We start from the raw sequence: 8,569 nt of genomic DNA on the forward strand, positions 1-8,569 counted from the left end.
GGCCGGTTAGTGCTTCGCATCCCCGTCGTCGATGACGGGCAGCGTCTCGAACTGGTGATAGGGCGGCGGGCTCGACAGCGACCACTCCAGCGTCGTCGCCCCTTCGCCCCACGGATTGTCGCCCGCCTTACGCCCGCCCAGCAGCGAAGCGATGATGTTGACGAAGAACACCACCATCGATGCCGCCATGATCATGTAACCGATGCTGGCAACATAGTTCCAATAGGCGAATGCGTCCGGATAGTCGGGAATGCGGCGCGGCATGCTCTGCAGCCCCAGGAAGTGCATCGGGAAGAACAGGATGTTGACGCCGACGAAGAAGACCCAGAAGTGCACCTGACCGAGCGCCTCGTTGTACATCCTCCCCGACATCTTGGGGAACCAGTAGTAGAAGCCAGCGAACAGCCCGAACACCGCGCCGAGGCTGAGCACATAGTGGAAGTGGGCGACGACGTAATAGGAGTCGTGCATGTAATCGTCGACGCCGCCGTTGGCGAGCACGACGCCGGTGACGCCGCCGACCGTGAACATGAAGATGAAGCCGATCGCCCAGACCATCGGCGTCTTGAACGAGATCGACCCGCCCCACATCGTCGCGATCCAGGAGAAGATCTTGACCCCGGTGGGCACCGCGATGACCATCGTCGCGGCGGTGAAGTACATCTTCGTGTTCACGCTGAGGCCCACGGTGAACATGTGGTGCGCCCAGACGACGAAGCCGACCACGCCGATCGCGACCATGGCATAAGCCATGCCGAGATACCCGAACACCGGCTTGCGGCTGAAGGTCGAGATCACCTGGCTGACGATACCGAAGCCCGGCAGGATCATGATGTACACTTCGGGGTGACCGAAGAACCAGAACAGGTGCTGGAACAGCACGGGATCGCCGCCGCCGGCCGGATCGAAGAAGGTGGTGCCGAAATTACGGTCGGTCAGCAGCATGGTGATCGCGGCCGCGAGCACCGGCAGCGCCAGCAGCAGCAGAAAGGCGGTGACCAGCACCGACCACACGAACAGCGGCATCTTGTGCAGCGTCATGCCCGGCGCGCGCATGTTGAAGATGGTGGTGATGAAGTTGATCGCGCCGAGGATCGAGCTGGCGCCCGCGAGGTGAAGCGACAGGATCGCCATGTCGACCGACGGCCCCGGCTCGCCATAGGTGGAAAGCGGCGCATAAATGGTCCAGCCGGTGCCCGCGCCGCCGAAGAACGGCGAGGCGAGCAGCAGCGAGAAAGCCGGCACCAGCAGCCAGAAGCTGATGTTGTTCATGCGCGGGAACGCCATGTCGGGCGCGCCGATCATGATCGGCACGAACCAGTTGCCGAAGCCGCCGATCATCGCCGGCATGACCATGAAGAACACCATGATCAGCCCGTGGGCGGTGATCAGCACGTTCCACAGGTGGAGCGCGTGGTCGAGCCCGGTCTGGCCGCCCGGCAGATAATGTGCCCAGGTGCCGAGATACTGGATGCCCGGATGCGCCAGCTCCGCGCGCATGAGCCCGGAGATCGCGCCGCCGATGATACCCGCGATGATCGCGAAGATCAGATACAGTGTGCCGATGTCCTTGTGGTTCGTCGACATGAACCAGCGGGCGAAGAAGCCCGGCTTGTGGTCCGCGTCGTGATGATGCTCATGGGCATCATGCGCCACGAAAGCGGCATGGTTCGGCGAGAGGGCGGTATCGGTCATCTTATTGTCCGGGATTGCCGCCGGCCTGCGAATTGCGGGTGGCGCCTTGGGGAGTAGCGGGAAGGGCGGGAGTGCCGGGGTTGGGGCCCGCCGGCGGCACCGTGAACTCGCCCGGCGTTTCGGTCGGGTTGCCCGCGGCGCCCGGCTGCGGGATGACCGCGCCCGACGGCGCGGCGGCCTCGGCCGCGCCCGGCAGCTTGCCGCCCTTGGCGACGACCCAGCGGGCGAAGGTCGCGCGATCGACCGCCTGCACCGCGATCGGCATGAACGGATGCCGCGCGCCGCACAGCTCGGAACACTGGCCGAAATACAGGCCCGGCTTCTCGATGGTGAAGCTCGATTCGTTGAGTCGGCCGGGCACCGCGTCGAGCTTGAACCAGAAGGCGGGCAGCGCCCAGCTGTGGATCACGTCGGCCGACGTGGTGATGAGGCGGATCGGCACCCCGACCGGCAGCACCACGCGGTTGTCGACTGCCAGCAGGCGCGGCCCATCGGCGTCGGTGCGGAACCGCTCGCCGCCGGTCACCTGGTCACGCTCCTTGAGCATGTTGGCGGTGATCTCGAAATCCCCATAGTCGGGATAGCTGTAGGTCCAGTACCATTGGTTACCGGTGGCCTTCAGCGTCACCGCATTGGCGGGCGCCGGCTTGAACTGGGCCTGCAGCAGCCCGATCGAGGGAATGGCGATCAGCACCAGCAGCAGCACCGGGATGACCGTCCAGGCGATCTCGATCGCGGTGTTGTGGCTGGTCTTGGACGGGATCGGATTGGCCGCCTTGCGATAGCGGATCACCACCCAGACGAGCAGCGCCAGCACAAACACCGAGATGGCGGTGATCAGCGGCATCAGGATGATGTTGTGGAACCAGCTGGCGAATTCCCCATTGCGCGTCACCTGCGGCTGGATGCCGATCTGATGATCCTGAGGACGGCCGATCTCGGGGTCCGCGACGATGACGGGCGCGCCGTTCTGCGCCAGCAGCGGCGAGGCGGGCTGCGCGGTCGGGGCGGCCGCCGCGGTGGTCGGCGTGGTGTTGGCCGCGCCGGGAACGTTGGCGGAACCCTGCTGCGCTCCGGCGGCGGTCAACCCGCCGCATGCGAGTGCCGCGGCCGCCGCCAGCTTCAACAGTCCCCGAATGCGCATGCGTATCGTCACCTTTGGCCGTATTTAACGCCCCGAACGGAGCCCCGGGCCGCCAGGAAAGGCCCTATGATGGGGCGCCTATACGGAAGCCGGCCCCGCGCCTCAAGCGTCGTTGTCCGTGCCGGTGCTTTGCGTTGCATGACCACCATCGCGACCGTATCAGCGCTCGCGGGAGGGTGGCGATGACCGACGATGACGTGCTGGCCGAGTTCCGAGCCGCGCAAGCCCTGTTGGAGGGGCATTTCATCCTCTCCTCCGGGCTGCACAGCCCGCGGTATCTGCAATGCGCGCGGGTGCTGATGGACCCGCGCCGGGCAGCGCGGCTGGCGGATGCGCTGGTGCGCAGGCTGCCGGCGGAGGTGAAGCAGCGCGCCACCGCGGTGGTCTCGCCCGCGATGGGGGGCGTGGTCGCCGGGCACGAACTCGCCCGCGCGCTGGGGATCGAGGCGATGTTCCTGGAGCGGCCGACCGGCACCTTCGAGCTCCGCCGCGGCTTTCGGCTCGAGCCGGGGCAGCCCGTCATCATGATGGAGGATGTGGTCACCACCGGCCTGTCGTCGCGCGAGGCGATCGCGGCCATCGCCGCGGCGGGCGGCAATACGGTCGCTGCGGCGGCGCTGGTCGATCGCTCGAGCGGCGCGGCGGACCTGGGCGTGCCGTTCTTTCCGCTGATCCTGCTCGACGTGCCGAGCTACGCTGCCGACGCGCTGCCGCCCGAACTGGCGGCGGTCGCGGCGGTGAAGCCCGGCAGCAGGGCGGCATGATGCTGCGGCTGCCATGCTGAGGCTGCCATGCTGAGACTGCCATGCTGAGGCTGGGGGTCAACATCGACCATGTCGCGACCGTGCGCAACGCGCGCGGCACTGCCTATCCCGATCCGGTGCGCGCCGCGCTCGTGGCGGCGGCGGCGGGCGCGAACGGCATCACCGCACATCTGCGCGAGGATCGGCGGCACATCACCGACGACGACATCGCCCGGCTCGCGGCCGAGCTGACGATCCCGCTCAACCTGGAAATGGCGGCGACCGACGAGATGCTCGCCATCGCGCTTCGGCACCGGCCGCACGCGGCGTGCATCGTACCGGAGAAGCGCGAGGAGCGTACCACAGAGGGCGGCATCGACGCCGCCGGGCAGCACAATCGGCTGGCGCCGCTCGTCGGCGAGCTGGTCGCGGCAAAAATCCGCGTGTCGCTGTTCATCGAGCCCGATCCTCGCCAGATCGAGGCGGCGCTGCGGCTTGGCGCGCCGGTGGTGGAGCTGCATACCGGCCGCTACGCCGAGCTGGAGGGGGACGCGCTCGCCGCCGAGCTGCGACGGCTGTCCGACGCGGCGGCGCTGGCGGTGAAGAACGGCCTGGAGGTCCATGCCGGCCACGGGCTGACGGTCGACAATGTCGCGGCCATCGCCGCCATTCCGCAGGTCATGGAACTGAACATCGGCCATGCGCTGATCGCCGAGTCGCTGTTCGTCGGCCTGGACGGGGCGGTGCGGGCGATGCGCGCGGCGATGGACGCAGCGCGCTAAGGGGACGCGGCGGGGTAACACTCCTCCGGCAAAGGATGCGTCGTGCATCTTTTCCCTGTATGGAGCAGTCCATGTCCATTCGTCCCTGGCGCGACATCGCGCGCCGCACCAGCCGCCAGATCATGGTTGGCAACGTCCCCGTCGGCGGCGACGCGCCCGTGACCGTGCAAACCATGACCAACACGCCGACCAGCGACGCGCGCGCGACGATCGACCAGATCCGGCGCTGCGAAGAGGCGGGCGTCGACATCATCCGGGTGTCGTGTCCGGACGTGGAATCGACGGCGGCGCTGAAGCAGATCGTGCGTGCGTCGCGGGTGCCGATCGTCGCGGACATCCACTTTCACTACAAGCGCGCGCTGGAAGCGGCAGACGCAGGTGCTGCATGCCTGCGCATCAACCCGGGCAATATCGGCTCGTCGGAGCGCGTGGCGGAGGTGGTGCGCGCGGCCAAGGCGAATGGCTGCGCGATCCGGATCGGGGTCAATGGCGGGTCGCTGGAGCGCGACCTGCTCGAGAAGTACGGCGAGCCGTGCCCGGACGCGCTGGTCGAGTCGGCGCTCGACCACATCAAGCTGCTCCAGGACCACGACTTTCACGAGTACAAGGTGGCGGTGAAGGCGTCGGACCTGTTCCTGGCGGTCGCGGCCTATCAGCAGCTGGCCGAGGCGGTGGACTGCCCGCTGCACCTGGGCATCACGGAGGCGGGCGGGTTCGTCGGCGGCACGGTCAAGTCGGCGATCGGCATCGGTTCGCTGTTGTGGTTCGGGATCGGCGACACCATTCGCGTGTCGCTGTCGGCCGAGCCCGAGGAGGAGGTGCGCGTCGGCTTCGAGATCCTGAAGGCGCTCGGCATCCGCAACCGGGGCGTCCGGGTGGTCTCGTGCCCGTCCTGCGCGCGCCAAGGCTTTGACGTGATCCGCACCGTCCAGGCGCTGGAGGAGCGGCTGCAGCACATCCGCACGCCGATGTCGCTGTCGGTGCTCGGCTGCGTCGTCAACGGACCCGGCGAGGCGCGCGAGACCGATATCGGCATCACCGGCGGCGGCAATGGCAAGCACATGGTCTATCTGTCCGGCGTCACCGACCACCACGTCCAGGATGCGGGCATGGTCGACCACATCGTCCGGCTGGTCGAGGCGAAAGCTGCGGAGATCGAGGCGGCAGACGAGCAGCGCGCTGCGGCTTAAGCATGTGCTCGCGCATGGGTCGCCATGCCACTGCCCATTGTGCCCCGTGAGGACCTATGTCATGTCGTAAGACCTGGAGACAGGCTCATGACCTACCATGCCAAGGTGATCGCCGGAGGTAAGATCGTAATTCCCGCCGACCTGCGTCGAGAGTTCGGGATGCGCGATGGCGACACGGTCGTACTCGATCGGTTGGCGGACGGGGGGCTGTCGATTAGGACTTTCGATCAGGTCGTTCGCGATACGCAGCGGCGTGCGAGGGAAATCTTCGGAGCTGGATACACAGTCGATCAGTTCATCGCCGAGAACCGCGCCGATTGGGGCGAGGAGTGAGCGTCGTCGTCGATGCGGCGGCCGTCATGGCGCTGATGTTGGCGGAATCCGGTGCGGAGCAGGTGTCGGCGGTGATCCGCGGTAGCCTCATGTCGGCCGTAAACGTGTCGGAGAGCTGTGCTCGCGGCGTCGAGCGGGGAGCGAGTGCCGAGGATGTGCTGACCATTCTGCACGAGTACGAGGTGCGGATCGTGGCGTTTGACCTTCGTCAAGCGCTTGAGGCGGCACGCTTGCGCGAACCGACGCGCTCGGCGGGAGCGGGCATCGGCGATCGGGCGTGCCTCGCGTTGGGCAGAACGCACGAGGCGACGATCTACACCGGCGACCGGCGGCTTGCGACAGTCGCCGATCGGACCGGTCTCGACATCCGACTGATCCGCTAGCCCTCCTTTGGCGGTCGCCCGCGTTTCACCGGTTCGGGCGCCTCCAGCTTCACCCCGCGCCGCGCCAGCGCCTCGCGCAGCAAGCACTCGATCTGGGCGTTTACCGAGCGCAGGTCGCCCGCCGCGGCGCGCTCGATCGCCGCGTGGAGGGCGGCGTCGAGGCGGAGCGGGAACGCCTTCTTGGGAGCGCCGCCGGACACGCTACTGGTACAGCGAGCCCGTGTTCACTACCGGCTGCGTGTCGCGCTCGCCGCACAGCACGACCATCAGGTTGCTGACCATCGCCGCGCGGCGCTCGTCGTCCAGCTCGACGACGTTCTTCGCGGACAGCATCGTCAGCGCCATCTCGACCATGCCGACCGCGCCCTCCACCAAGGTCTGACGCGCGGCGACCACCGCCTGCGCCTGTTGGCGGCGCAGCATCGCGCCCGCGATCTCCTGCGCGTAGGCCAAATGCGTGAAGCCGCATTCGTCGACCGTGATCCCCGCCACCAGCAGCCGTTCGATCAGCTCGGTGCGCAGCTCGGCCCCGACCTGGTCGTGATTGCCGCGCAGCGTCACCTCCTGATGCTCGAAGTCGTCATAAGGATAGCGCGAGCCGATGGTGCGCACCGCCGCCTCGATCTGGACGTTGACGAAGGCCTTGTAGTCGTCGACATCGAACAGCGCCTGCGCGGTGTCGGTGACGCGCCACACCACCTGCGCCGCCATCTCGATCGGGTTGCCGCGCAGGTCGTTGACCTTGATCCGTTCGGAGATGATGTTGTTGGCGCGCGCAGAGATCTTCTTGCGGCCGAGCCACGGCAGCAACCAGCGCAGCCCGGTGTTGCGGTCGGTGCCCTTGTAGCTGCCGAACAGCGTGATCGCCGTCGCCTGATTGGGCTGCTGCATGTAGAAGCCGCACAGGATGAACAGGAACGCGAACGAGCCGCCCGCGATCAGCGCGACGCCGAGCCCCGTGGCCGTGTCCAGCATTCCGAAGCCGACACCGGTCGCGACCAGCGCGAGCAGCAGAAGCAGCAGCATCGGATAGCCGCTCGCCGTCGCCGCGGGCCGTTCGCGCGACAGGCTGAGCGCACCTACGGTATTCGTCATGAGTCCCTCCCGTTATTGTGATATCACAATAATACTATGGGGGAGAGCGTCAAGCAGGAATGTGGGACGGGCGCATGTGCCCGCCGGCCGCGCTGGTGCGGGTGGAGCCTAGCTGACGCTACGCTCTCTCCCGCCCTGCGCGTCAGTTCGGCACCACCGTCACGGCGCGGCGGTTCTGGGCGTAGCTGTCCTCATCCGAGCCCAAGGCCGCCGGGCGCTCCTTGCCGTAGCTGATCGTGGTCATGCGGGCGGCGTCCACACCGCGCGCGGCGAGGTAGTTCTTGGCGGCATTGGCGCGCTGGTCGCCGAGCGCCAGATTATACTCGCGGGTGCCGCGCTCGTCGGCGTGGCCCTCGATCGTCACGCGGACGCGAGGGTTGCGGGCGAGCCACTCGGCCTGGCTATCGAGAATCGCGCGCGCGGTGGCGTCGATGTCGTACTGGTCGAGGCCGAACAGCACGGTGTTGGCGCTGACGGAGCGGCGGAAATCCGCGTCGGAGCCTGGGATGACATTGCCGTTGGCATCGGTCTGCGGCCCGGTCGCGCCCTGGTCCGTCCCGGTGGCGGAATCCTGCAGCGGCGGCGGCGGCAGCTGGGCCGGGCGCTTCTTGCCGCAGCCGGCGACGGCCACCAGCATGGTGGCGGCGAGCAGGGTCTGGTGGAGCTTCATGATATGGTTCTCCGTCTTGATCGTTCGTGCTGAGCGAAGTCGAAGCACCTCTGCCCTTCGACTTCGCTCAGGGCGAACGGAAGTGGGGGTTTGGAACTCACGGCCTGAGCGGCCCCCAGGCGGGGTCGGAGCCGTCGAGCGGGGTGGGGACGCGGCGCTCGTTGACGCCGGTGAGGTCGACCGACCACAGGTCCGCCTTGCCGGCCGAGCCGCGACCGGCGCGGTGGAAGACGACGACGCGGCCGTTCGGCGACCAGCTCGGCCCCTCGTCGCCCCAGCTTTCGGTCAGCAGCCGCTCGCCCCCGCCGCCGGGCGCCATCACGCCGATGCGGAAGCCGCCCGCGATCCGGGTGAAGGCGATCAGGTCGCCGCGCGGGCTCCACACCGGCGTCGCATAGCGGCCGCCGGCGAAGCTGATCCGCTGCTGGTTCGATCCGTCCGCGCCCATCACATAGAGCTGCTGACCGCCGGAACGGTCGCTCTCGAAGACGATCTTCGACCCGTCCGGCGAATAGCTGCCGCCGGTGTCGATGC

The 8,569-nt window shown here is 67.8% G+C and carries 10 protein-coding genes and 1 pseudogene; 5 read left to right on the forward strand and 6 right to left on the reverse strand.

Annotation, left to right across the window (positions count from 1 at the left end; all coding sequences use genetic code 11):
* Positions 1-6: 6 nt before the first annotated feature.
* Both ctaD and coxB read right to left on the reverse strand, forming a co-directional pair.
* Complete coding sequence (gene ctaD / locus VFQ64_RS14260) at positions 7-1,695, reverse strand: cytochrome c oxidase subunit I (protein ID WP_325104009.1); 1,689 nt, start codon at positions 1,693-1,695, stop codon at positions 7-9.
* 1 nt (position 1,696) lies between these two features.
* Positions 1,697-2,839: a cytochrome c oxidase subunit II gene (gene coxB, locus VFQ64_RS14265; RefSeq protein ID WP_325104010.1), complete on the reverse strand. Its 1,143-nt coding sequence runs from the start codon at positions 2,837-2,839 to the stop codon at positions 1,697-1,699.
* A gap of 182 nt (positions 2,840-3,021) precedes the next feature.
* Between coxB and pyrE the strand changes: the two genes are divergently transcribed.
* The 5 genes from pyrE (at position 3,022) to VFQ64_RS14290 (ending at position 6,270) form a co-directional block, all read left to right on the forward strand.
* Positions 3,022-3,603 carry an orotate phosphoribosyltransferase gene (gene pyrE / locus VFQ64_RS14270; protein ID WP_325104011.1) on the forward strand — a complete coding sequence of 194 codons (582 nt, stop codon included), beginning with the start codon at positions 3,022-3,024 and terminating at the stop codon, positions 3,601-3,603.
* A gap of 41 nt (positions 3,604-3,644) precedes the next feature.
* Positions 3,645-4,364 carry a pyridoxine 5'-phosphate synthase gene (locus VFQ64_RS14275; RefSeq protein WP_325104012.1) on the forward strand — a complete coding sequence of 240 codons (720 nt, stop codon included), beginning with the start codon at positions 3,645-3,647 and terminating at the stop codon, positions 4,362-4,364.
* A gap of 71 nt (positions 4,365-4,435) precedes the next feature.
* Complete coding sequence (ispG, locus tag VFQ64_RS14280) at positions 4,436-5,554, forward strand: flavodoxin-dependent (E)-4-hydroxy-3-methylbut-2-enyl-diphosphate synthase (protein ID WP_325104013.1); 1,119 nt, start codon at positions 4,436-4,438, stop codon at positions 5,552-5,554.
* Between the two features lie 87 nt (positions 5,555-5,641).
* Positions 5,642-5,887, forward strand: coding sequence for an AbrB/MazE/SpoVT family DNA-binding domain-containing protein (locus tag VFQ64_RS14285; protein WP_325104014.1), 246 nt, complete (start codon positions 5,642-5,644; stop codon positions 5,885-5,887).
* Positions 5,884-6,270 (forward strand): PIN domain-containing protein, encoded by a 387-nt coding sequence (locus VFQ64_RS14290; protein WP_325104015.1) that lies wholly within the window; start codon positions 5,884-5,886, stop codon positions 6,268-6,270. The genes VFQ64_RS14285 and VFQ64_RS14290 overlap by 4 nt, the downstream gene beginning before the upstream one ends.
* On the opposite strand, the gene VFQ64_RS14295 is transcribed toward VFQ64_RS14290, so the two are convergent.
* From VFQ64_RS14295 to tolB, 4 genes and pseudogenes are all read right to left on the reverse strand, one after another.
* Positions 6,267-6,470: a toxin-antitoxin system HicB family antitoxin gene (locus tag VFQ64_RS14295; RefSeq protein WP_325104016.1), complete on the reverse strand. Its 204-nt coding sequence runs from the start codon at positions 6,468-6,470 to the stop codon at positions 6,267-6,269. The genes VFQ64_RS14290 and VFQ64_RS14295 overlap by 4 nt on opposite strands.
* A gap of 1 nt (position 6,471) precedes the next feature.
* Positions 6,472-7,245: an SPFH domain-containing protein gene (locus tag VFQ64_RS14300; RefSeq protein ID WP_414712907.1), complete on the reverse strand. Its 774-nt coding sequence runs from the start codon at positions 7,243-7,245 to the stop codon at positions 6,472-6,474.
* Positions 7,246-7,507: 262 nt separating this feature from the next.
* Positions 7,508-8,035: a peptidoglycan-associated lipoprotein Pal gene (pal, locus tag VFQ64_RS14305; protein ID WP_325104018.1), complete on the reverse strand. Its 528-nt coding sequence runs from the start codon at positions 8,033-8,035 to the stop codon at positions 7,508-7,510.
* Positions 8,036-8,132: 97 nt separating this feature from the next.
* Positions 8,133-8,569: pseudogene (tolB, locus tag VFQ64_RS14310) on the reverse strand (Tol-Pal system protein TolB); the annotation flags it as partial.

The organism is Sphingomonas sp., from assembly GCF_035714405.1.
Classification (GTDB): domain Bacteria; phylum Pseudomonadota; class Alphaproteobacteria; order Sphingomonadales; family Sphingomonadaceae; genus Sphingomonas.

Bases quoted from the DNA above. Each gene is read 5' to 3' on its own strand.
- ispG (WP_325104013.1), top strand. From the start codon at position 4,436: ATGTCCATTCGTCCCTGGCGCGACATCGCGCGCCGCACCAGCCGCCAG.
- pal (WP_325104018.1), bottom strand. From the start codon at position 8,035: ATGAAGCTCCACCAGACCCTGCTCGCCGCCACCATGCTGGTGGCCGTC.
- VFQ64_RS14275 (WP_325104012.1), top strand. From the start codon at position 3,645: ATGCTGAGGCTGGGGGTCAACATCGACCATGTCGCGACCGTGCGCAAC.
- coxB (WP_325104010.1), bottom strand. From the start codon at position 2,839: ATGCGCATTCGGGGACTGTTGAAGCTGGCGGCGGCCGCGGCACTCGCA.
- pyrE (WP_325104011.1), top strand. From the start codon at position 3,022: ATGACCGACGATGACGTGCTGGCCGAGTTCCGAGCCGCGCAAGCCCTG.
- VFQ64_RS14285 (WP_325104014.1), top strand. From the start codon at position 5,642: ATGACCTACCATGCCAAGGTGATCGCCGGAGGTAAGATCGTAATTCCC.
- ctaD (WP_325104009.1), bottom strand. From the start codon at position 1,695: ATGACCGATACCGCCCTCTCGCCGAACCATGCCGCTTTCGTGGCGCAT.
- VFQ64_RS14300 (WP_414712907.1), bottom strand. From the start codon at position 7,245: ATGCTGGACACGGCCACGGGGCTCGGCGTCGCGCTGATCGCGGGCGGC.